A 21,166-nucleotide genomic window follows, 5' to 3' on the forward strand; every position below is an offset into this window, starting at 1 on the left:
CGCGCACGCGTCCGCCGGTCAGCGGACGAGTTCCGCGGGCTTCGTCGCCTTGCCGAGCAGCCACTCCAGCGGCCCGCGCCGGAAGAAGCGGGACCACAGGGTCGCGAACACGGTCACGGCCACGAGGAAGCCCAGCAGGACGCGGGCCGGGGAGCCGGGCAGTTCCTCGATGCCCAGCAGCCGGATGCCGACGATGTGGAAGACGTAGGCGGTCAGCGACATCGTGCCGACCGCGATGACCGGGCGGGCGAGCCGGTGGACCCTGGGGAAGGCGTCGACGGCGGCCAGGCAGGCGGTCAGGACCGTGATCGCCACACCGGTGTTGGCCAGGACCGACAGCGTGGTCTCGCTGTGCGGGGAGGCGACCAGCAGGCCGACCGCGCTGTCACCGCTCGGGTAGCCCCAGATGTCGGACCACCAGGCCGAGGAGACCGAGCCGCTGTCGCCCCAGGCGGCCTCACCGAGCGTCCTGAGCGCCCCCGGGACCAGGTGCAGGGCCAGCCAGGAGCCGCCGTGGCCGAGCACGGCCAGTGCGACGCCGGTGACGGCAAGGCGGATACGGACGGCCCCTGCGGCCAGGTCGAGGCGGCCCACGGCCATGCCCGCGACGACGAAGGGGATCCAGGCCAGGGCCGGGTAGCTGCCGGTGAACAGCAGCGAGACGAGCCCGTCGGCGTCCGCCGGCCAGGCCCAGACTCCTGAAGCCCCCTCATCGGGCAGCGCGCCCTGGACGACGTACAGCAGCTGCGGGAGTATCAGGGCTCCGGCGACGGCGATGATCGCCAGTGCGCGGGCGCCCAGCCGGTACAGCGGCAGGACGAGCAGGAAGTACAGGCCGTAGAAGGCGAGGATCACCTCGACCGGCGTGCCGCTCATCGTCAGGGCGGTGCCCACGACCAGCAGGACCAGCGCCCGGATCACGACCTTGGCCATCGCCTGCCGGCCGGCGCGGCCCGTCTTCGGGGCGCGGCGGCCGGTCATCAGGATGATCGAGAAGCCGGCCAGGAAGGCGAAGAGCGCGGAGGCCCGTCCGTGCGCCAGTTCCATGAGGAAGCCGGTCGTGCCGCCCTCGGAGGGGTCGGGGCCGACGTGCGCCGCGTACATCCCGAAGACCGCGAGCCCCCGGGCCAGGTCCACACCGACCAGACGTCCCACCGAGGGCCGGGCGCCCTGCGGGGCCTCGGGCCGTTCCGTGCCGACGGCCTCGTCCAGGCCGTCGTCGGCCGGTGCCGCGAGTGTCGTGGCGTCTGCGTTCTGGGTCATTCCTCCAGGCTGGCGAGCGGGCAGGGCACCCGGTATCCGGCGGGCGTCCGGTCCCGCCCCGCCACCCGGGGGGTGTGTCCCCCGCCGGGTGGCGGGGGACATCACGTCGCCGGGGGCTCCGTACGGCGTGAGGGGTCACGCCCGGAGGGGCGGTCACGCTCCTGCCGCGGGCCCGCTCCCCCGTGGAACGCCCGCGCCCGCGCGTCCCGTCGCGGAGGCGAAGCCCAGCCAGGTGTGCCGGTTGCCCCACCAGCACCAGCCGACCTTGGGGGCGTCACGGCGCTCGACGCCGTCGCGCCCGGTGCCGTTGCTGATCCAGATCGCGGGGGTCCGGGCGTCCGGTGTGCCGTTGTCCTTGCGCAGCCGGGAGCCGATGGTCATGAAGCAGTGGTTGCGCTCCAGGACCTCCGGCCCCTGGAGCACCCAGTGGATGCCTTCGGTGAGCAGCAGCGGGGTGCGGCCCTCCTCGGCGAGGGCGGGCAGGGCCTCGTCGGGGCTCCAGTCGGCCATGTGGTCACCCCGGTCGAGACCGCCGACGAGGTAGAGGGGGGTCTCGGGCAGTTCGACGCCGGAGGGCGTGAAACGGTCGACGTCGGACATGTCGGTGACGACGAACCCGGGCCTTTCGCCCCGGCGCATCAACGGCGCGAGGGCGGAGGCCGGGGCGCGATCGGGGTGGACGGCGAGCAGGACGCCGGCACCGGACACCGGAGCCGCAACGGCCTCTGCGGCCTCGGCCGCCTCGGCCGCCTCGGCGTAGGAACGCACCTCGTCGGCGGACAGTCCTGCGCGTTCGTGCACGCCCAGCTCGATCAGTCGCTCGGCCTGTGCGCTCAGGGGCGGAAGTACGGGCAGGACCACGGAGGTTGCGGGCGTGGATTTCGGCACGATGCTCCCAGGGAGGTCGGCGGGAAGGGACGCGGGGGCAACGAGACGGCGCGTCCGGATGTTCCCGCCGCCCCCGCCCGCCGCGTCACCGCGGGGTCAACGCCAGGCCCGGAGGGCCTGTTCGCCCCGCTCGCACGCGGCCCGCAGTTCGGCGAGTTCGGCGGCGGGCAGGCCGCGGGCCGAACCGCGTCGGCCGTGGTCCAGCAGGGCGGACGAGGTGCGCAGCCACTCGGGGCGCGGGGCCACGCCGATGAAGTCCGCCAGCCTGGTCAGTTCTCCGGCCGGGTCGTCCAGCAGATTCTCGTAGGCGAGGGCCGTGCGACGCCGGTCGGCGGGGAGACCCGCGAGGAACTCCGTTCCCTCGACGACGAGTTCGGACCACAGGGCGCCGAAGGTGCGCAGGGGGATGACGCGGTCGCGTACGAGCGCGGGGTCGAAGCGTTCGCCGAGCAGGGGCGCCAGGTCCGGGGGCAGCGCGCGCACGTGTTCGGGGGTCAGGTCGGCGAAGCTGTCGACGCCGGAGCGGGCCTTGATCTCGCGGAGCAGGGAGATCGCGCGGTACCCGGGATGACGGCTCATGGACAGGGCGCAGTCCGGGCCGTCGCGGAACATGTGCACGAACCCGGCCTCGGGGAAGGCGTCCCGCAGTCCCGGCGCCCAGCCGGTCGAGTAGCCGGAGCGTTCCACGACGGCCGTGCGGCCGAACCGGTCACAGAGCAGGCCGAACAGGGCCCGGTGATGCTCGGCGGCGGTGCGCCGCGGCCGGCGGGTGACCGCCGCGCCGAGTTCGTCGAGCAGTCCGTCCGGGTCGTCGGTCAGATGGGGCAGCACCATCAGGGAGAGCGCGGGGATGCCGGTCGTCTCCGCGGCGTAGCGGCCCGGGGCGCGGGTGTAGAGGAACTCCGGCAGCGGCACCCCGCTGAGGATCATGCGTTCGAAATGCGGTGCGGGCCGGAAGAGGGCCTGCCAGAACTCCTCGCCGTCCACCTCGCCCGTGGGGAAGGACGCGTCTCCCACCGAGGCCATGTACTCGTTGAGGCTCAGGACGTCCGGGTGGGAGTTGAGGATGCGGGACAGCGCGGTCGACCCGCTGCGTCCCGTACCGAAGACGAAGGCCAGAGAACGCATGTTCCCCCTTCTCGTGTCCCGCGTGGCGGTGTAGGGCGGATCGCGCCCCCAACACCGCCGTACGGCAGGCCGGTTGGCGATTTCTTGGGGGCGCGCCCGAACCTTATGATCTTGGTCATGACTGTGCAGAACTCCGACAAGACACTCTCCCGCAAACAGCGACTCCAGGAGAAGCAGCGCCGCCAGCTGGCGGTCGTCGACACCGTGGACAAGGCCGAGGGCAAGGTCCGCAAGGCGGAGACGGAACTGGCCGTGGCCGTCACCGAGGCCGTTCAGATGTTCGGCGACGAGGACGCCGCGTCCGAGGCGCTCGACATGTCCGTCGAGGCGATCCGGCGCTTCCTGCGCATGGCGCAGGACGAGGCGGCGCGCGCCGGCGAGGTCGCCGAGGCGGCCGAGGCGGCCGCCGCCTCCTGAGCCGCTTCGGCGTGGGGCGCGGTCCTCGACGGCCACGGGCGGGACGGCGTCAGACGGTGGGCGCCGTCCGGGTGCGGGTCCATGCCGTGGCGGAGACGGACAGCACGGAGAGCAGGACGAGGGCGGCGGCCGGGCCGAGGACGGTCCAGGGGGCCAGCTCCGCGTAGGGCTGGTTCTCCGAGAGCAGGCGCCCCCACTCCGGGGTGGGCGGCTGCTCGCCCAGTCCGAGGAAGCCGAGGGACGCCAATACGAGGACCGTGGTGGGCAGGCGCAGCAGCGCGTTGCGCACCAGCGCGGGCAGGACCGCGGGCAGCAGGTGGTGACGCAGGAGGTAGGCGGGGCCCGCGCCGAAGGAGACCGCCGCGAGCAGGTGGCCGCTGGCCCGTTCCTGTTCGAGCAGGGCGGCCGCCTGCGCCGCGTACGGCGTCCAGGCCACCAGGCACACCGCGCACGCGGCGCCCCAGGCCGACGGTCCGGTGACCGCGGTCGTGAGCAGCCCGGCGAGGACGGCGGGCAGCGTGGACACCACTTCGGTCAGCCCGGCCCCCACCTGCGTCGCCGTCCCGACGACCAGCCCGACGAGGGCAGCGGCGACGGTCACCACGAGGGCCACGCCGAGCGTGCGCAGGGCACCGTGGCCGAGCCGGGCCAGCAGATCGCGGCCGAGCGCGTCGGTGCCGAGCGGGTGCGCGAGGGACGGGGGCAGCAGGCGGGCCGTCGTCTCCACCTGGAGGGGATCGCGCAGCAGACCGGACACCACCAGGGCGAGCAGGGTGATCGCGCAGCAGCCGATGACCCAGGGCAGCGCACGGGTCCGTACGAGCCTGGGCGGATGGAGGGCGGGCAGGGCGCCGTCCCGCAGGGCGGGGCCGAGCAGGGCGTGGCGTGCCGCCCGGATCGCGAAGCCGGCGCAGACGCCGAGCAGGACCAGGGCCAGGGTCGCGGTCTGCAGCGGCGGCAGGTCCTGGGCGACGGCCGCGTCCAGCGCGAGCCGGCCGAGGCCCGGGATGTTGAAGATCTTCTCCACCGCGACCGCGCCGCCGACCAGGGCGACGACGGTCGGCAGGAGCTGGGGGAGCACTCCGGCCAGGGCGCGCCGCAGCGCGGTGCGCGCGATGCGGGCTCCGCTGTGTCCGAAGGCGCGCCAGGTGCGGGCCCACGGCTCGTTGAAGGCGGCGGGCAGGGACTGGTCGAGCAGCCCGCCGATCATCGCTCCGGAGGGCACGCCGAGGGCGAGGGCGGGCAGCACCATCGAGCCCGGCCCCTCCCAGCCCTGGGAGGGGAACCAGCCGAGCCACACCCCGCACACCGTCGCCAGCAGGGAGGCGAGCAGGAACTTGGGCAGCGCGGCGAGGACGGCGGCACCGGTCCCCGCCCGCGTGCGCCGCAGTCCGCGCCGCGCGCCGAGGCGCAGGGTGCGGGCGCACACCAGCGCGGCCACCACGACGGTGACCGCGAACGCGCCGAGCATGAGCGTCACGGAGACGGCGAGGGCGGTCGTCACCTGCGGCAGCACCGGTTCACCCGACACCCAGGAGACGCCGGCGTCGCCGCGCGCCAGCCCGGCCGCCCATCGCCCGATATGGGCGAACGGCCCCTCTTCCAGGCCCAGTTGTTCGCGTACGGCGGTCAGCTGGGCGGGGGTGGGGTCCTGGTCGGCGGAGCGGGCGCGCAGCACGGTCAGGGCGGGGTCGATGCCGGACAGCCAGGGCAGGAAGGCGACGGCGGCCAGCAGCGCGGCCGCCGCCGTGACCCGGCCGGCGCCCGCGCGCCACCGGGTCGGGAGGCTTCGGGCGCCGGCCGGCGGCAGGGTGCTCATCGGCGGTTACTTCAGGTGGGTGTCGACGTCGACGAGGGAGCGCTCGCGGGGGTCGAGCAGGACGCCCTCGACATCACCGGAGATGCCCTGGACGACCTTCTCGTGGACCAGCGGGACGACGGCGTCGGTGCGCAGGATCTCCGCCTCGGCCCGCATGATCTTCTTCTGCCGCTCGGCGGTGTCGCCCTCCGCGGCGGCGGACTTGACGGCCTTGTCGACCGCGGTGTCCTTCAGGCCCGCGATGTTGTAGACGCCCTCCCCGGTGAAGTCGCTGGCGAGGTAGGCCACCGCGTCACCGGTGTCGAGGAGCGTGACCCGGGAGAAGACGAGGGCGTCGTACCTGCCCGCGAGGAGGTCGGCCTCCATCTGCGTGTACTCGCGCACGTCCTGCTTCACGGTGAACCCGGCCTTCTCCAGCTGCTGCTGGAGGACCGAGGCGGCCTCGGGGAGTTCGGCGCGGTTGGTGTAGGTGGCCAGGCGCAGGGTCCTGCCCCTGGTCTCCGACTTCACCTGCGCGGTGGTCGCCGCCTTCGCCCGGCCGGTCACCTCGACCCGCCGGTCGGCGGCCCAGGGGACGGCCGGCCCGAACAGCCCCACGGCGGGGTCCGCGTATCCGCCGAAGACGGAGTCGACGAGGACACCGCCGTCCACGGCCGCACGGGCGGCGGCGCGCAGTCCGTCGTCGGCGAGGAGGCCGCCGCGGGTGTTGAGGATCAGGCTGTCGGTGCGTACGGAGGGCACTTCGTGACGCGTCTTCGCGTCGAGGAGCTTCGCCTGGGCGGTGGGGATCCACTCGGCGATGTCCACGTCGCCGCCGCGCAGGGCGTTGGCGCGGGCGGTGCCGTCGGCGATCCAGCTGACGTCGATGCCGGGGCTCTTGGCCCTGCCGCCCCAGTAACCGTCGTAGCGGTCGAGCGTGGCCCTGGTCTTTCCGGTCAGCCTGGTGATCGTGAACGGGCCGGTGCCGGTGCCGACGGGGCTGACGGTGCCGTCGTCGGCGTACGCCTTCTCGGCGAGGATGCCGAGGGCGGGGCTGGCGAGCCGCAGCGGGAGGACGGGGTCGGCCGTCTTCGTGGTGAGGGTGACGGTGTCCTTGTCGTCCGCCTCGGCGGTCAGCGTGATGTCGCTCAGTACCCGCGGCTTGGTCTCGGCCTCGTTCGCGCGGCGGAGCGCGTTGACGACCGACTCGGCGGTGACGTCGGTGCCGTCCTGGAAGGTGGCCTTGCGCAGCTGGAACACCCAGGTCGTGTCGTTCTTCCGTGCCCAGGACGTCGCCAGGGCGGGTGCGGCGGCGCCGTTCTCGTCCAGGGCTGTGAGTCCCTCGGCCACGGAGAGCTTGCTGAGCACGGTGGCGTCGTTGCTGTACGGCGACAGGGCCTGGACGGGCGGCACCGCGAGGGCTATTCGCAGGCGGGCGCCGGCTCCCTGCGCCCCGCTCGCACCCGATCCGTCCTCTCCGGAGGCGAAGCAGCCGGCGAGCACCGGCGTGAGGGCGAGGGCCGTCAGAAGGCGGCGGGTGGTGGTGCGCATGGTCGGTCCTGTCGTGCGGCGGGCGGATCGCGCCCCCGGTGCGCGGCCGCGGCATCCGGGGGCGCGATCAGTCTATTAGGTAAGCCTTACCAAGCTGACAGGGCCCCCGCCGGTGGGCGAGAGGGGGTCAGGCGCCGGAGACGGCCGGCGCCTGCGCCTTCAGGTCGAGCCGGTGCTCGCCCGCGTACACGTTCATGGAGCCGCCGCGCAGGAAGCCGACGAGGGTGAGTCCGGTCTCGACGGCCAGGTCCACCGCGAGGGAGGACGGCGCGGAGACGGCGGCGAGGACGGGGATGCCCGCCATGACGGCCTTCTGGACCAGTTCGAAGGACGCCCGTCCGGAGACCAGCAGAACGGTCCGGGACAGCGGGAGTTCACCGGACCGGAGCGCGCGGCCGATCACCTTGTCCACGGCGTTGTGCCGGCCGATGTCCTCCCGCAGGTCCAGCAGGTCGCCCTCGGGGGAGAACAGTCCGGCCGCGTGCAGCCCGCCGGTCCGGTCGAACACCTGTTGCGCGGCCCGCAGCCGGTCGGGCAGGAGGGCCAGCAGTTCGGGGGTGACCCGGACCGGAGGCGTGTCGGCAATGGGCCAGTGGGCGGTGGTCCGTACGGCGTCGAGGCTCGCCTTCCCGCACAGGCCGCACGAGGAGGTGGTGTAGACGTTGCGCTCCAGGGTGATGTCGGGCAGCGGCACACCGGGGGCGAGGCGGACGTCGACGACGTTGTAGGTGTTCCGGCCGTCCTCGGTGGCGCCCGCGCAGTACACGATGTTCGCCACGTCCGAGGCCCTGCTCACGACGCCCTCGCTCACCAGGAACCCGGCGGCCAGGGCGAAGTCGTCGCCGGGTGTGCGCATGGTGACGGCCAGCGGTCTGCCGCCCAGCCGGATCTCCATCGGCTCTTCCGCGACCAGCGTGTCGGGGCGGGTGCTCAGCGCCCCGTCCCTGATCCGCAGCACCCGACGGCGCTCGGTGACCCGGCCCATGCGGCCTCACTCCCAGTTCTGTCGTCGGGTCCGCGGCCGGTGCTCCCCGGGCACGCTCAGCACTCGATGACGTTGACGGCGAGGCCGCCGCGGGCGGTCTCCTTGTACTTGACCTTCATGTCGGCGCCGGTCTCCTTCATGGTCTTGATGACCTTGTCGAGGGAGACATGGTGACGGCCGTCGCCGCGCAGGGCCATCCGGGCGGCGGTGACGGCCTTGACGGCGGCCATGCCGTTGCGTTCGATGCAGGGGATCTGGACGAGGCCGCCGACGGGGTCGCAGGTGAGGCCGAGATTGTGTTCCATGCCGATCTCGGCGGCGTTCTCCACCTGCTCGGGGCTGCCGCCCATGACCTCGGCGAGGCCGCCCGCGGCCATGGAGCAGGCGGAGCCGACCTCGCCCTGGCAGCCGACCTCGGCGCCGGAGATGGAGGCGTTCTCCTTGAACAGCAGACCGATCGCGCCGGCCGCGAGCAGGAAACGGACGATGCCGTCCTCGTCGGCGCCGGGCACGAACTCCAGGAAGTAGTGCAGGACGGCGGGGATGATGCCGGCCGCGCCGTTCGTCGGCGCGGTGACGACCCGGCCACCGGCGGCGTTCTCCTCGTTCACGGCCATCGCGTAGAGCGTGATCCACTCCATGGCGCGGGGCAGCGGATCGCCCTCGCTGCGCAGGGCACGGGCGGCCGCGGCCGCCCGGCGGCGGACCTTCAGGCCGCCGGGGAGGATGCCCTCGCGGCCCAGCCCCCGGGAGATGCACGCCTCCATGACACGCCAGATCTCCAGCAGGCCCGCGCGGATCTCGTCCTCGGTGCGCCACGCCTTCTCGTTCTCCAGCATCAGCGCGGAGATCGACAGCCCCGTCTCCCGGGCGAGCCGCAGCAGTTCGTCGCCGGTGCTGAACGGGTGGGGCAGCACGGTGTCGTCGAGCTTGATGCGGTCCGCGCCGGCGGCTTCCTCGTCGACGACGAAGCCGCCGCCGACGGAGTAGTACGTCTTCTCCAGCAGGGGGACACCGTCGCCGTCGCACGCGAAGAGGATCATGCCGTTGGCGTGGTACGGCAGTGACCGCCTGCGGTGCAGGACGAGTTGGGTCGAGGCGTCGAAGGCGACCTCGTGGGCGGGACCGATCTCCGCGCCGAGGAGGCGCAGGCGCCCGGTGGCACGGATGCGTTCGACGTCCACGTCGGCCTGCGTGACGTCGACCGTGTGCGGCTCGTTGCCCTCCAGGCCGAGCAGCACCGCCTTGGGGGTGCCGTGGCCGTGGCCGGTGGCGCCGAGTGAACCGAACAGCTCCGCCCGTACGGCGGCGGTCTGGGCGAGCATCCCGTCCTGCTTCAGCCGCCTGACGAACATCCCGGCGGCACGCATCGGGCCCACGGTGTGCGAGCTGGACGGGCCTATGCCGATCGAGAAGAGGTCGAAGACGCTGATTGCCACGCCACGCTCCGTGGAGTTGAAGGGGCGCGCCGGCGGTGACGGCGCGCGCCCTGCGGGAGGTTGTCGGTCACAGGCCGGGGTAGAGCGGGTGCTTGTCGGCGAGGGCCTTGACCCGGGCCTTGAGGGCTTCGGTGTCGTAGGAGGGCTTGAGGGCCTCGGCGATGACGTCGGCGACCTCGGTGAAGTCCTCGGCGGTGAAGCCGCGGGTGGCCAGGGCCGGGGTGCCGATGCGCAGGCCGGAGGTCACCATCGGCGGACGCGGGTCGTTGGGGACCGCGTTGCGGTTGACGGTGATGCCGACCTCGTGGAGGCGGTCCTCGGCCTGCTGCCCGTCCAGGTCGGAGTGGCGCAGGTCGACGAGGATGAGGTGCACGTCGGTGCCGCCGGACAGCACGTCGACGCCGGCCTCGCGGGCGTCGGGGGCGGTGAGCCGTTCGGCGAGGATCTTCGCGCCCTCGACCGTGCGCCGCTGGCGCTCCTTGAACTCCTCGCTCGCGGCGACCTTGAACGAGACCGCCTTCGCCGCGATCACGTGCTCCAGCGGGCCGCCCTGGAAGCCGGGGAAGACCGAGGAGTTGAGCTTCTTGGCGAACTCCTTGCTCCGGGCGAGGATGATGCCGCCGCGCGGGCCGCCGAGGGTCTTGTGGGTGGTGGAGGTGACCACGTCGGCGTACTCGACGGGGTTGGGGTGCAGCCCGGCCGCGACCAGACCCGCGAAGTGCGCCATGTCCACCCACAGCAGCGCGCCGGTCTCGTCGGCGATCCGGCGGAACGCGGCGAAGTCCAGCTGCCGCGGATACGCCGACCAGCCCGCGATGATCACCTTCGGGTTGTGCTCCTTGGCGAGCCGCTCGACCTCGTCCATGTCGACCAGGCCGGAGTCGTCCACGTGGTAGGCGACCACGTTGAACTGCTTGCCGGAGAAGTTCAGGCGCATGCCGTGGGTGAGGTGGCCGCCGTGGGCGAGGTCCAGGCCGAGGACGGTGTCGCCGGGCTGGGCCAGCGCGAACAGCGCGGCCTGGTTGGCGGAGGCACCCGAGTGCGGCTGCACGTTGGCGTACTCGGCGCCGAACAGCTCCTTGAGCCGGTCGATCGCGATCTGCTCGGTGACGTCGACGTGCTCGCAGCCGCCGTAGTAGCGGCGGCCCGGATAGCCCTCGGCGTACTTGTTGGTCAGGACCGTGCCCTGCGCCTCCATGACCGCCAGAGGGGCGAAGTTCTCCGAGGCGATCATCTCCAGCGTGGACTGCTGACGGTGCAGCTCCGCGTCGACGGCGGCCGCGACCTCGGGGTCGAGGTCGTGCAGGGACTGGTTGAGCAGGGACATCGGCGGTCTCCTGTGCGGGTTCCGGAGGGAGGAGGCGGGGCGTTCGAGGGCGGAGCGCTCAGGACACGGCGACCGCGGCGGCGGGGACGAGCGTGCGGCGGAGCCGGTTGAAGAACTTCGGCTGGTTGAGGGAGAGCACGGCCACGGCGTTGCCCTCGTGCCGGTAGACGGCCGTGAACGTACGGCTGTCGAGGTCGCCCTCGACGATCTCGGGCTCGGCGCCCGGGACGACGTACCCGGCGAGCTGGATGCGGGTGCGGTACTGGTCGGACCAGAAGTACGGGGCGGTGAGCGGGGCCGGGGCGGACACCCCTGTCAGCAGGGTCCGGGCGGCGGTCCTCGCCTGCTCGGTGGCGTTGCTCCAGTGCTCGATGCGGGCGTGGCGTCCGGTGAAGGGGTGGGGGCAGCGGGCCACGTCACCGACGGCGACGACGCCCGGGACGGTGGTCGCGCAGCCGGTGTCGCACACCACGCCGTCGTCCACCAGGACCCCGGAGCCCGCGAGCCAGTCGGTGTTGGGCCGGACACCCACACCGGCCACGACCACGTCGGCGGGCAGCACGCGTCCGTCCGCCAGCCGGACGCCGGTGACCCGGTCCCGGCCGAGCAGTTCGGCCACGCCCGTGCCGCACAGCAGGTCGACGCCGTGATCGGTGTGCAGGGAGGAGCAGACCAGGCCCATCTCGCGGCCGAGTTGACGCTCCAGCGGCACCTCGGCCGCCTCGACGAGGGTGACGTGCAGCCCGAGCCGGTGGGCGGTGGACGCCACCTCGGCGCCGATGAAGCCGGCGCCGATGACGACGACCCTGGGGAGGCCGTCCAGCAACTCGGCCCGCAGGGCGAGGGCGTCGTCCAGGGTGCGCAGGGTGTGGACGCCGGCCAGTCCGTCGGCACCGGGGAGCGTGCGGGGACTCGCACCGGTGGCGACGACCACACCGTGGGTGCGGACCTGGCGTCCTCCGGTCAGGGTGACGGTCCGGGCCACGGGGTCGAGACGGACCGCGCGTTCGCCGAGCAGCCACTGCACGTCCAGGTCGTCGTACTCGGCGGCGTCCCCGAGCGCGAGCGCGTCGGCGTCGATGTCGCCCTTCAGGAAGTCCTTGGACAGCGGGGGGCGGTCGTAGGGGGTGTGGCGCTCCTCCCCCACGACGACGATCTCGCCGTCGTAGCCCTCGGTGCGCAGCGCGCGGACCGTGCTCAGGCCCGCCAGTGACGCTCCGACGACGGTGATGCTCCTCATGCGGGCTCCTGACGAAGGGATGTCTCACATGGCACAACGACACGCGTTATGCGCAACATGGTTTCGGTGGAGTTCGGGAGTGTCAAGAGGGCGGACCCGCCGAGCGTTCCCGATGGCGCTCCGAGTTGCATCGAACGCAACTCCCTCTTCCTGGCCCGTCCACCTGCCGGAGGGACCGGATCGGCAGGTGGACGGGGGTTCGCGGGGCGCCGCGGGGTCAGTGCGCGGGGCCGACGTCGAGCTTGTTCTGCAGCCAGGTGTGGAACTCGCCGATGTGGTGCTCGCTGGGCACCAGGACGCCGCCCTTGGCGTACGCCTTGGAACTCATCGCCGGCTGGGTGCGCTCACAGGCGTCGAAGTCCTGCTGGTTCACCCGGTGGAACAGCTCCACCGAGCGCTCCACGTCCTTGCCGCTCTCCACGACATGGGGCAGGTAGAGCCAGTCGCACTCCACGATCGTGCGGTCCGCAGCCATCGGGTACATGCGGTGGAAGATCACGTGGTCGGGGACGAGGTTGATGAACACCTGCGGCCGGACGGTGATCGCGTAGTAACGGCGGTCCTGGTCCTCCGCGACGCCCGGGATACGGTCCAGCCCCTCGGAGCCGTCGACCGTGAAGCCCTGCACGTCCTCGCCGAACTCCGCACCGTGGCCCACGTAGTACTGGGCGGCGTACCCGTCCGCGAACTCCGGCAGCACCTCCGTCAGTTCCGGATGGATCGTCGCGCAGTGATAGCACTCCATGAAGTTCTCGATGATCAGCTTCCAGTTCGCCTTCACGTCGTACGTGATCCGACGACCCACCGACAGACCGTCGATGTCGTAACGCTCGATCGACTCCACGTCACCGAGCCGCTCGACGACCGCGCCCAGCACCTCCGCCTCGAAGGACGGCGCCTCGTCGGCCAGGCAGACCCACACATAGCCCAGCCACTCCCGCACATGGACGTTGATCAGGCCGTACTCGGTCCGGTCGATGTCCGGCATCGACGTCAGGTTGGGCGCGGCGACCAGCTTGCCGTCCAGGCCGTACGTCCAGGCGTGGTAGGGGCACTGGAAGGCCCGCTTGACCTCGCCGGACTCCTCGGTGCACAGCTTGGCCCCGCGGTGCCGGCAGATGTTGAGGAACGCCTTGACCGAGCCGTCCCGGGCGCGGGAGACGAGGACGCTCTCCCGTCCGACCTGGTAGGTACGGAAGGCTCCGGGCTTGGCCAGTTCGGAGGCGCGGGCCACACAGAACCACATGGCCTCGAAGACCCGCTCCTGCTCCTGGGCGAACACTCCGGGGTCCGTGTAGTACTCGCCGGGCAGCGTGGGGATGAGGCTGGGCGGCAGATTCGTGAGGGTCATCGAGTCACCTTCGGGAAATTCGGGAAGCGGTGGCGGGGGTGCTCAGTGGCCGCGGGCGATCCACTCGTCGAGGCGGGGCGCCTCGGCCCCGATCGTGGTGGTGTCGCCGTGACCGGTGTGGACGGTGGTGCCGGCGGGGAGCGTCAGCAGCCGGTCCCGGACGGAGGCGATGATGGTGCCGAAGTCCGAGAAGGACCGGCCGGTGGCCCCGGGGCCTCCCTGGAAGAGGGTGTCGCCGGAGAACAGGGCGTCCAGCGCGGGCGCGTGGAGGCAGACCGCGCCGGGCGCGTGGCCGGGCGTGTGGAGCACCGTCAGCTCGACGCCGGCGACGGTCAGGGTCTCGCCCTCGGCCAGTTCCCGGAAGTCGGGGGCGTCCTCGCCGTGCGCCATCTTCCACAGCACGGTGTCGGCGGGGTGGAGCAGGATGGGCGCGCCGTGGCGGGCGGCCACGGCCGGGGCGGCGTTGACGTGGTCGTTGTGGGCGTGGGTGCACACCACGGCGACCAGGCGCCGGCCGCCGACGGCGGCCGAGACGGCGTCCGCGTCGTGTGCGGCGTCGACGACCAGGACCTCCTCGTCGTCACCGATCAGCCAGACGTTGTTGTCGACCTCCCAGCTGCCGCCGTCCAGTTCGAAGGTGCCGGAGGTGACGAGGCGCTCGATGCGGGCGGTCACAGGACCACCACCGAACGCAGGACGTCGCCGTGGTGCATCTTGGCGAACGCGGCCTCGACGTCGTCCAGGCCGATGGTCTCGGTGACGAACTCGCCGAGGTCGAAGCGGCCCTGGAGGTAGAGGTCGATCAGGGCGGGGAAGTCGCGGGAGGGCAGGCAGTCGCCGTACCAGGAGGACTTCAGCGCGCCACCGCGGCCGAAGACGTCCAGCAGCGGCAGTTCGAGCTTCAGCTCGGGCGTGGGGACACCCACCAGGACGGCGGTGCCGGCCAGGTCGCGGGCGTAGAAGGCCTGTCTGAAGGTCTCGGGGCGGCCCACCGCGTCCACGACGACATCCGCGCCGAAGCCGCCGGTGAGGTCGCGGATCGCCTCGACGGCGTCGGTCCTGGACGCGTCGACGGTGTCGGTGGCGCCGAACCGCTCGGCCCACTTCAGCTTCCGCTCGTCCACGTCGACGGCGATGATGCGGCCGGCGCCGGCGACCTTGCCGCCCGCGATCGCGGCCATGCCCACCCCGCCGCAGCCGATCACCGCGAGGGAGTCGCCGCGTCCCACGCCGCCGGTGTTGACCGCCGCGCCGAAGCCCGCCATCACACCGCAGCCGAGGAGGCCGGCGGCGGCGGGCGCGGCCATCGGGTCCACCTTGGTGCACTGTCCGGCGGCGACCAGGGTCTTCTCGGCGAAGGCGCCGATGCCGAGGGCCGGGGAGAGCGGGGTGCCGTCCGCCAGGGTCATCGGCTGGGTGGCGTTGTGGGTGGCGAAGCAGTACCAGGGCCTGCCCCTGCGACAGGCGCGGCAGGTGCCGCAGACGGCGCGCCAGTTGAGGATGACGAAGTCGCCGGGCGCGACGTCGGTGACGCCCTCGCCGACCGACTCCACCACGCCCGCGGCCTCGTGGCCGAGCAGGAACGGGAAGTCGTCGTTGATGCCGCCCTCCCGGTAGTGCAGGTCGGTGTGGCAGACACCGCAGGCCTGCACCCGCACCAGCGCCTCTCCGGGGCCGGGGTCCGGCACCAGGACGGTCTCCACCGAGACCGGGGCGCCCTGTTTGCGGGCGACGACGGCGCGTACCTCGTGTGTCACGGTCGATCTCCTCGTCGAGGGACGGCCGAATCCGTGCTTCGGCCGGATGTGCTGGATGGCGGGTGGACGCCGATCGCTCCCCGGAGCTGTCGGCGAGGGAGGGGGCAGGAAGGGAGGGAGTCACTACGTCGACGCCCGGACGGGGGACCGTGGCCGAACCACCGTCGCCGTGTTCCATATAGCGCAACCATCTTCGCTATGAGCAACGACGACCAAACTGTCTCCTTGGGGACACCCACTGTCAAGAGGTCGGTCGCACCGACTTGCCCGGACTCCCCCGGCGCCGCCCTCTTCCCCGGACGGGAAGGGCCGTGCAACCATGCGGGCGATCGGTTCCGGCCAGGTCCGACCGGAAGCGCGACCCTCTCGGGATCTTCGGGCGCGACTGCGTATAGTTGCACTATGAGCAACTACGCGGCAGAGGGCGCAACAACGGGGCCCGCGGCGAACGGTGTGCAGTCCGTCGACCGCGCCGTCAGCGTGCTGGAGATCCTCGCCCGGCGCGGCGAGGCCGGGGTCAGCGAGGTCGCCGCCGAGATCGACGTCCACAAGTCCACCGCGTTCCGGCTCCTCGGGGCGCTGGAGGCACGCGGACTGGTCGAGCAGACGGCCGAGCGGGGCAAGTACCGGCTGGGCTTCGGGATCGTACGGCTCGCCGGCGCCGTCACGGGCAGGCTCGACATCACCCAGCAGGGCCGGCAGGTCTGCGAGCGGCTCAGCGAGGAGATCGGCGAGACCGTCAACATCGCGGTGCTGCAGGAGCACTACGCGGTCAACCTCCACCAGGTACGCGGACCGGGCGCGGTCGGCACCCACAACTGGGTCGGCCAGCTCACCCCCGTGCACGCCACGTCCAGCGGCAAGATCCTGCTGGCCCATCTGTCGGAGCGGCGCCGCGCCGAGGTGCTGGAGGCGTCCGGGCTGCGGAAACTGACACCGCACACCCTGACCGCCCGCACGAAGCTGGAGAAGGACCTCGCCGAGGCACGGACCCGCGGCTACGCGGTGACGATGGAGGAGCTGGAGATCGGACTGCACGCGATGGCGGCCCCGATCCGCTCCCGCGAGGGAGAGGTCATCGCCGCGCTCAGCGCCTCAGGACCGGCCTACCGCTTCACCGAGGAGCGCATGGGCGCGCTCGTGCCCGCGCTGACGCGGGGCGCCGAGGAGATCAGCCGCCGGATGGGCCATCTGGGCTGACCGCCCGCGCCGCGTGTGCGGCCCAGGGGTGCCCGCGCGGAACGCTCAGCGCAGCGGCGCCCGCACCGCCACCGACGCCTCGGCGCCCCAGCGGGCCGTCACCCGCACCGCGTCCAGCGTCGAGACGACGTCGTGCACGCGCAGACACCAGACGCCCTGCGCGGCGGCGAGCACGGACACGGCGGCGGTCGCGGCGTCACGCTCCCGCGCCGGGCGCGGCTCCCCCGTCGTCCGGTCGGCCAGCAGCCGTCCCAGGAACGCCTTGCGGGACGCACCCAGCAGGACGGGACGGCCCAGCGCGCGGACCTCCCCGAGACGGGCCAGCAGTTCCCAGTTGTGCTCGGGCGTCTTGGCGAAGCCCAGCCCGGGATCGACGATCAGCGAGCCGGGCGGGACGCCCGCCTCCAGGGCCGCGTCGATCCGCAGCCGGACCTCGCCGAGCACTTCGTCGACCACGTCGCGGTAGAGGGCGTTCGCCTGCATCCCGGCGGAGTGGCCACGCCAGTGCATCAGCACGTACGGCACCCCCGCCCGCGCCATCAGGGGCAGCATCCCCGGATCGGCGAGGCCCCCCGAGACGTCGTTGACCAGCCGCGCGCCCGCCTCCAGGGCGCGTGCGGCGACCTCGGCCCGCATGGTGTCGACGCTGACGACCGCGCCGTCCGCCGCGAGGGCCCGGACGACGGGCAGCACCCGGCGCAGCTCCTCCTCGACCGGAGGGCGCGCCGCGCCGGGGCGGGTCGACTCGCCGCCCACGTCCACGAGGTCCGCGCCCTGCTCCAGCAGGGCGCGGCCATGGGCCACGGCCGCGTCGGCCGCGAACGACAGCCCGCCGTCGGAGAACGAGTCCGGCGTGACGTTCACGACGCCCATCACCAGCGTCCGGCCGGGCCTCGGCAGCCCGTGCGGGTGCAGGTCCGGCGTGCCCGGGTGCGCGGGCGTGGCGGGGGCGTGGATCGTGACGGTCACCGGTGTCCGACTTTCGACGTGCTGACAGGGACCCGCATACCTCAGACGTACTCCGTCGCCGCGTCGAGCAGCCAGTCGGCCAGGTAGCCGGCGAACGAGGAACGGACCAGGACCCAGAAGCCCGCGCCGGGCTCCTCGCGTGCGACCAGCACGACCTGGGTGCGGCCCAGGGTGGTCTGGGCGCAGCGGCCGGGGCCGAAGGCCCTCGGGTGCAGGTCCAGCGAGCAGCCGTGCGCCAGCAGGTCACGGGCGCCCGCGCCGGCGACCAGGACCGTGGTGCGCTGCGCGGAGACGTCCGTGACGGAGATGTGCTCCTCTCCGGCGGCCTCACGGATCCGGTTCTCCAGCTCGCGCGCGCCGCCCGGCGGCCCCACGAGCAGCCACTCGTCGGGGCCGAGCCACAGCGCGGTCAGCTCCCCCGCGCGGACGACGGTGTCGGGCTCCAGGGGCAGGGGCAGGCCCAGCGCGAGGCCGACGGCGTCCGCCGCCGCCCCCTTGGGGTCGAGACGCACGTCGAGCTGGGTCAGGAAGGGGAGTTCGGCCAGCCGGATCGCGCCCCCGGAGGCACGGGTGGCGGCGGCCAGCCGGTCCGCGGCCCCGGACAGGGGGCTGCGGGGCCGGGCGGTCAGGGCGGTGTCAGCCATCGCGGCGGGCTCCCTCGGGGTCGTAGAGGACGGGGCTCGCGACGGTCACGGGGACCAGCCGGTCGCCCACGGGGGCGTACAGCCGCTCGCCGATGCGGTCCCGGCCGCCCTTGACCAGGGCGAGCGCGAAGGTCCGGCCGAGGGCGGCACTGCGGTAGCTGGAGGTGACATGGCCGAGCATCGGGACGGGCGGGGCCGGCAGCACGCTGTCGGCGACCAGATGGGTGCCCTCGGGGAGGAAGTCGCCCGGGTCCTCGGGCAGCAGGCCGACCAGGTGCTTGCGGTCGGGCCGGACGGTGTCGGGGCGGGTGTAGGACCGCTTGCCGACGAAGTCCGACTTCTTCTTGGAGACGACCCAGCTCATGCCGAGGTCCTGCGGGGTGACCGTGCCGTCGGTGTCCTGGCCGATGATCGGGTACCCCTTCTCGGCCCGCAGGACGTGCATGGTCTCGGTGCCGTACGGGGTGATGCCGTACGGGGCGCCCGCCTCGTACAGCGCCTCCCAGAGCGTCAGCGCCTCCCAGGGCGAGACGTTGATCTCGTAGGCGAGTTCGCCGGAGAAGCTGATCCGGCAGACGCGGGCCTCAATGCCCGCGACGGTCGTCCCGCGCCAGGCCATGAACGGGAAGTCCTCGTTGGACACGGCCAGTTCAGGTGCGAGGGAGCCGATGACCTCGCGGGACTTCGGGCCGACCAGGGCGACCGTGGCCCACTGCTCGGTCACGGAGGTGCAGTGGACCTTGAGTTCGGGCCACTCCGTCTGGAGCCACTCCTCCATCCAGTCGAGCACGGTGGCCGCGTTGCCGGTCGTCGTGGTGACCAGGTAGCGGTCCTGGGCCACGCGGATGACCGTGCCGTCGTCGAACACCATGCCGTCGGGGCGGCACATGACGCCGTAGCGGATCATGCCGACCTTCAACGTGCTCATCATGTTGGTGTAGAGCAGGTCGAGGAAGACCCCGGCGTCCGGGCCCTGGACGTCGATCTTGCCGAGGGTGGAGGCGTCCATGAAGCCCACGCCCTCCCGGGTCGCCGCGCACTCGCGCAGCACGGCGGTCTCCATGTCCTCGCCGTCCCGCGGGTAGTACCAGGGGCGCTTCCACTGGCCGACGTTCTCGAACAGCGCGCCGTGCCCGACGTGCCACTCGTGCAGGGCGGTCGTGCGGACCGGGTCGCTCAGCACGCCCCGGTCGCGGCCCGCGAGCGCGGCGAAGGAGACCGGAATGTACGGCGGGCGGAACGTGGTCGTGCCGAGGGACGAGACGTCCACGCCGAGGAGGTCGGCGACGGCACCGCTGGCCAGCACACCGGAGGTCTTGCCCTGGTCGTTGGCCGTGCCGGCCGTGGTGTACCGCTTGGTGTGCTCCACCGAGCGGAGGCCGGCGCCGGTCGCACGGGCCAGGTCGGCGACCGTGACATCGCGCTGGAGGTCGACGAACCGGGGGGCGTCCGACTCGCCCGGCACGATGTACACATGCATCGCCGGGGTCGGCCGGGGCTGCGCCGGCACGCCGGGCAGACGGGGTTCCTCGGACGTGTACCCCTCTGCCTCGATCGCGCGGGCACCGGCGGCGGCGCCCTGGGCGAGGACACCGGCGGTGTCGAGGAGACCGCTCGCGCTGCCCACGACCTCGACGGCCTGGCGGCCGGTGTCGGGGACGAAGGAGCCCAGCGTCTCGTCGTGGCGCAGCTTGCCGCCGGACTGGCTGAACAGGTGCGCCGCGGGGTTCCAGCCGCCGGAGACCAGCAGCAGGTCGGCGGCGAACTCCCGCTGCCCGGCGGACTCCCCGTACGGGGCGACGGTCACGGCGGTGAGGCGGGGGGCGCCCTCCGTGCCGGTGACGGCGTGCCCGGCCAGGACCTCGATGCCGGCGGCCGTGGCACGCTCGGCCCACTCCCCCGGCTCGGGGCGGGTGTCGACGATCGCCGCGATGCCCAGGCCCGCCGAGGCGAGGTCCAGGGCCGCCGCGTAGGCGCTGTCGTTGGTGGTGAGGACGACCGCGTGACGGCCGGGCAGGGCGCCGTGGCGGTTGACGTGGGTGCGGGCCGAGGAGGCCAGCATCACGCCGGGCCGGTCGTTGTCCGCGAAGGCCAGGGAGCGTTCGTGGGCGCCGGTGGCGAGGACGACGCGACGGGCGCGGATGCGCCAGACGCGTTCCCGGGAGACGTCCGCGGGGGCCGCGCCGCCGAGGTGGTTGGTGCGGCGTTCGACGGCGAGGAGGTGGTTGTCGTCGTAGTAGCCGAAGACGGTGGTGCGGCGCAGGACGCGGACCTCGGGGGCGGCGTCGAGCAGTGCGGCCGTCTCGCCCACCCAGTCGAGGTGCTCGGCGGTGCCGAGGAGGCTGCCGCCGAGTTCGGGCTGGTCGTCGGCGAGGATGACGCGGGCGCCGCTGTTCGCCGCCGCGGCGGCCGCCGCGAGGCCGGCCGGGCCCGCGCCCACGACCAGCAGGTCGCAGTGCGCGTGGACGGCGTCGTAGCGGGCCGGGTCGGGCTCGGTGGCGAGGCGGCCCTGGCCGGGGAGGCTGGTGGCGACCAGGCCGTCGTACAGCTCGACGGTGGTCGCGGGCAGCATCGGCTCGGGGAAGGGTTCCTCGATCTGGATGACCGCGTTGGGTTCCTCGACGCCGGCGGAGAAGATGCCCCGGGGGCGGCCGAGCTTGATGCTGGTGCCCGCCTGGATGACGCCGTTGGCGAGGAGGGCGGAGGCGAGGGTGTCGCCCTGGTGGCCCTGGTACTCCGTGCCGTCGAAGGTGAAGGTGAGGACGGTGTCGCGGTCGACGCGGCCTCGGGTGGGGTGGCGGAAGGGTTGAGTTGTCTCGCCCCCGCCGCCCCTACCCGTCCCATCCCTGGGGGCTGTGCCCCCAGACCCCCGTTCGGCCCGAACGGCCTCGTCCTCAAACGCCGGACAGGCTGGGCGTGCCGGCCTCGGCTCGGGAGTCTCCGGGCGTTCCTCGCCCGAGCGGTACACCGAAAGGATCTCGTTCGTGGAGGTGTCACGGACCGCGTTGAACCAGCGGCGGCAGCCCGCCGCGTGGCTCCAGCGTTCGGCGAACGGGCCCTTGGTGTTGTCGCGGAAGAAGAGGTAGCGGGCCCACTCCTCGTCGGTGAGGGCCGAGGGGGTCTCGGGGTAGGCCACGTGGGCCTGGCCTCCGTAGTGGAACTCGGCCTCGTCGCGGGGCCCGCACCACGGGCAGGTGATGAGCAGCATG

The 21,166-nt window shown here is 73.0% G+C and carries 17 protein-coding genes; 2 read left to right on the forward strand and 15 right to left on the reverse strand.

Going from position 1 to position 21,166, the window contains the following annotated elements; translation table 11 throughout:
* Positions 1 to 18: 18 nt before the first annotated feature.
* The 3 genes from SCAB_RS03150 to SCAB_RS03160 all read right to left on the reverse strand — a co-directional run bounded on the left by SCAB_RS03150 (position 19) and on the right by SCAB_RS03160 (position 3,279).
* Complete coding sequence (locus SCAB_RS03150) at positions 19 to 1,263, reverse strand: DUF418 domain-containing protein (RefSeq protein WP_012998604.1); 1,245 nt, start codon at positions 1,261 to 1,263, stop codon at positions 19 to 21.
* 153 nt (positions 1,264 to 1,416) lie between these two features.
* Positions 1,417 to 2,151 (reverse strand): DUF5701 family protein, encoded by a 735-nt coding sequence (locus tag SCAB_RS03155; protein ID WP_046773566.1) that lies wholly within the window; start codon positions 2,149 to 2,151, stop codon positions 1,417 to 1,419.
* Positions 2,152 to 2,247: 96 nt separating this feature from the next.
* Complete coding sequence (locus SCAB_RS03160) at positions 2,248 to 3,279, reverse strand: sulfotransferase family protein (RefSeq protein ID WP_012998606.1); 1,032 nt, start codon at positions 3,277 to 3,279, stop codon at positions 2,248 to 2,250.
* Positions 3,280 to 3,396: 117 nt separating this feature from the next.
* Here SCAB_RS03160 and SCAB_RS03165 point away from each other — a divergent pair, with 117 nt between their 5' ends.
* Positions 3,397 to 3,696, forward strand: a complete 300-nt coding sequence (locus SCAB_RS03165; protein WP_012998607.1) for a hypothetical protein — start codon at positions 3,397 to 3,399, stop codon at positions 3,694 to 3,696.
* Between the two features lie 49 nt (positions 3,697 to 3,745).
* Here SCAB_RS03165 and SCAB_RS03170 read toward each other — a convergent pair whose 3' ends face one another.
* From SCAB_RS03170 to SCAB_RS03210, 9 genes are all read right to left on the reverse strand, one after another.
* On the reverse strand, positions 3,746 to 5,515 hold the full coding sequence (locus tag SCAB_RS03170; protein ID WP_012998608.1) for an ABC transporter permease subunit: 1,770 nt from the start codon (positions 5,513 to 5,515) through the stop codon (positions 3,746 to 3,748).
* A gap of 6 nt (positions 5,516 to 5,521) precedes the next feature.
* Complete coding sequence (locus tag SCAB_RS03175; protein WP_012998609.1) at positions 5,522 to 7,045, reverse strand: ABC transporter substrate-binding protein; 1,524 nt, start codon at positions 7,043 to 7,045, stop codon at positions 5,522 to 5,524.
* A 127-nt stretch (positions 7,046 to 7,172) separates the two neighbouring features.
* The gene (fdhD, locus tag SCAB_RS03180) at positions 7,173 to 8,030 is read right to left on the reverse strand and encodes a formate dehydrogenase accessory sulfurtransferase FdhD (RefSeq protein WP_012998610.1); all 858 of its coding nucleotides are present in this window, start codon (positions 8,028 to 8,030) and stop codon (positions 7,173 to 7,175) included.
* A 56-nt stretch (positions 8,031 to 8,086) separates the two neighbouring features.
* Positions 8,087 to 9,469, reverse strand: coding sequence for an L-serine ammonia-lyase (locus tag SCAB_RS03185; RefSeq protein ID WP_012998611.1), 1,383 nt, complete (start codon positions 9,467 to 9,469; stop codon positions 8,087 to 8,089).
* A 67-nt stretch (positions 9,470 to 9,536) separates the two neighbouring features.
* Positions 9,537 to 10,796, reverse strand: coding sequence for a serine hydroxymethyltransferase (gene glyA, locus SCAB_RS03190; protein WP_012998612.1), 1,260 nt, complete (start codon positions 10,794 to 10,796; stop codon positions 9,537 to 9,539).
* A 58-nt stretch (positions 10,797 to 10,854) separates the two neighbouring features.
* Positions 10,855 to 12,036: an NAD(P)/FAD-dependent oxidoreductase gene (locus SCAB_RS03195; RefSeq protein ID WP_012998613.1), complete on the reverse strand. Its 1,182-nt coding sequence runs from the start codon at positions 12,034 to 12,036 to the stop codon at positions 10,855 to 10,857.
* A gap of 217 nt (positions 12,037 to 12,253) precedes the next feature.
* A complete protein-coding gene (locus SCAB_RS03200; RefSeq protein ID WP_012998614.1) occupies positions 12,254 to 13,387 on the reverse strand; it encodes an aromatic ring-hydroxylating oxygenase subunit alpha in 1,134 nt (377 codons plus the stop codon).
* A 42-nt stretch (positions 13,388 to 13,429) separates the two neighbouring features.
* On the reverse strand, positions 13,430 to 14,062 hold the full coding sequence (locus SCAB_RS03205) for an MBL fold metallo-hydrolase (RefSeq protein ID WP_012998615.1): 633 nt from the start codon (positions 14,060 to 14,062) through the stop codon (positions 13,430 to 13,432).
* Positions 14,059 to 15,144, reverse strand: coding sequence for an S-(hydroxymethyl)mycothiol dehydrogenase (locus SCAB_RS03210; RefSeq protein WP_012998616.1), 1,086 nt, complete (start codon positions 15,142 to 15,144; stop codon positions 14,059 to 14,061). The genes SCAB_RS03205 and SCAB_RS03210 overlap by 4 nt, the downstream gene beginning before the upstream one ends.
* Positions 15,145 to 15,546: 402 nt before the next feature.
* On the opposite strand from SCAB_RS03210, the gene SCAB_RS03215 reads away from it, so the two are divergent.
* Positions 15,547 to 16,344 (forward strand): IclR family transcriptional regulator, encoded by a 798-nt coding sequence (locus tag SCAB_RS03215; protein ID WP_012998617.1) that lies wholly within the window; start codon positions 15,547 to 15,549, stop codon positions 16,342 to 16,344.
* Positions 16,345 to 16,389: 45 nt separating this feature from the next.
* On the opposite strand, the gene folP is transcribed toward SCAB_RS03215, so the two are convergent.
* From folP to SCAB_RS03230, 3 genes are read right to left on the reverse strand one after another with little or no spacing between them, the layout of a single operon-like run.
* Positions 16,390 to 17,313 carry a dihydropteroate synthase gene (gene folP, locus SCAB_RS03220; protein WP_012998618.1) on the reverse strand — a complete coding sequence of 308 codons (924 nt, stop codon included), beginning with the start codon at positions 17,311 to 17,313 and terminating at the stop codon, positions 16,390 to 16,392.
* 41 nt (positions 17,314 to 17,354) lie between these two features.
* Positions 17,355 to 17,957: a sarcosine oxidase subunit gamma gene (locus SCAB_RS03225; protein ID WP_012998619.1), complete on the reverse strand. Its 603-nt coding sequence runs from the start codon at positions 17,955 to 17,957 to the stop codon at positions 17,355 to 17,357.
* The gene (locus SCAB_RS03230) at positions 17,950 to 21,165 is read right to left on the reverse strand and encodes a sarcosine oxidase subunit delta family protein (protein WP_012998620.1); all 3,216 of its coding nucleotides are present in this window, start codon (positions 21,163 to 21,165) and stop codon (positions 17,950 to 17,952) included. The genes SCAB_RS03225 and SCAB_RS03230 overlap by 8 nt, the downstream gene beginning before the upstream one ends.
* Position 21,166: the final 1 nt, after the last annotated feature.

This window comes from Streptomyces scabiei 87.22 (assembly GCF_000091305.1).
GTDB lineage: Bacteria > Actinomycetota > Actinomycetes > Streptomycetales > Streptomycetaceae > Streptomyces > Streptomyces scabiei.

Coding starts and splice junctions, on each gene's coding strand:
- SCAB_RS03160 (WP_012998606.1), bottom strand. CDS start 3,279: ATGCGTTCTCTGGCCTTCGTCTTCGGTACGGGACGCAGCGGGTCGACC.
- SCAB_RS03170 (WP_012998608.1), bottom strand. CDS start 5,515: ATGAGCACCCTGCCGCCGGCCGGCGCCCGAAGCCTCCCGACCCGGTGG.
- SCAB_RS03225 (WP_012998619.1), bottom strand. CDS start 17,957: ATGGCTGACACCGCCCTGACCGCCCGGCCCCGCAGCCCCCTGTCCGGG.
- glyA (WP_012998612.1), bottom strand. CDS start 10,796: ATGTCCCTGCTCAACCAGTCCCTGCACGACCTCGACCCCGAGGTCGCG.
- SCAB_RS03150 (WP_012998604.1), bottom strand. CDS start 1,263: ATGACCCAGAACGCAGACGCCACGACACTCGCGGCACCGGCCGACGAC.
- SCAB_RS03165 (WP_012998607.1), top strand. CDS start 3,397: ATGACTGTGCAGAACTCCGACAAGACACTCTCCCGCAAACAGCGACTC.
- SCAB_RS03195 (WP_012998613.1), bottom strand. CDS start 12,036: ATGAGGAGCATCACCGTCGTCGGAGCGTCACTGGCGGGCCTGAGCACG.
- SCAB_RS03230 (WP_012998620.1), bottom strand. CDS start 21,165: ATGCTGCTCATCACCTGCCCGTGGTGCGGGCCCCGCGACGAGGCCGAG.
- SCAB_RS03175 (WP_012998609.1), bottom strand. CDS start 7,045: ATGCGCACCACCACCCGCCGCCTTCTGACGGCCCTCGCCCTCACGCCG.
- fdhD (WP_012998610.1), bottom strand. CDS start 8,030: ATGGGCCGGGTCACCGAGCGCCGTCGGGTGCTGCGGATCAGGGACGGG.
- SCAB_RS03215 (WP_012998617.1), top strand. CDS start 15,547: ATGAGCAACTACGCGGCAGAGGGCGCAACAACGGGGCCCGCGGCGAAC.
- SCAB_RS03200 (WP_012998614.1), bottom strand. CDS start 13,387: ATGACCCTCACGAATCTGCCGCCCAGCCTCATCCCCACGCTGCCCGGC.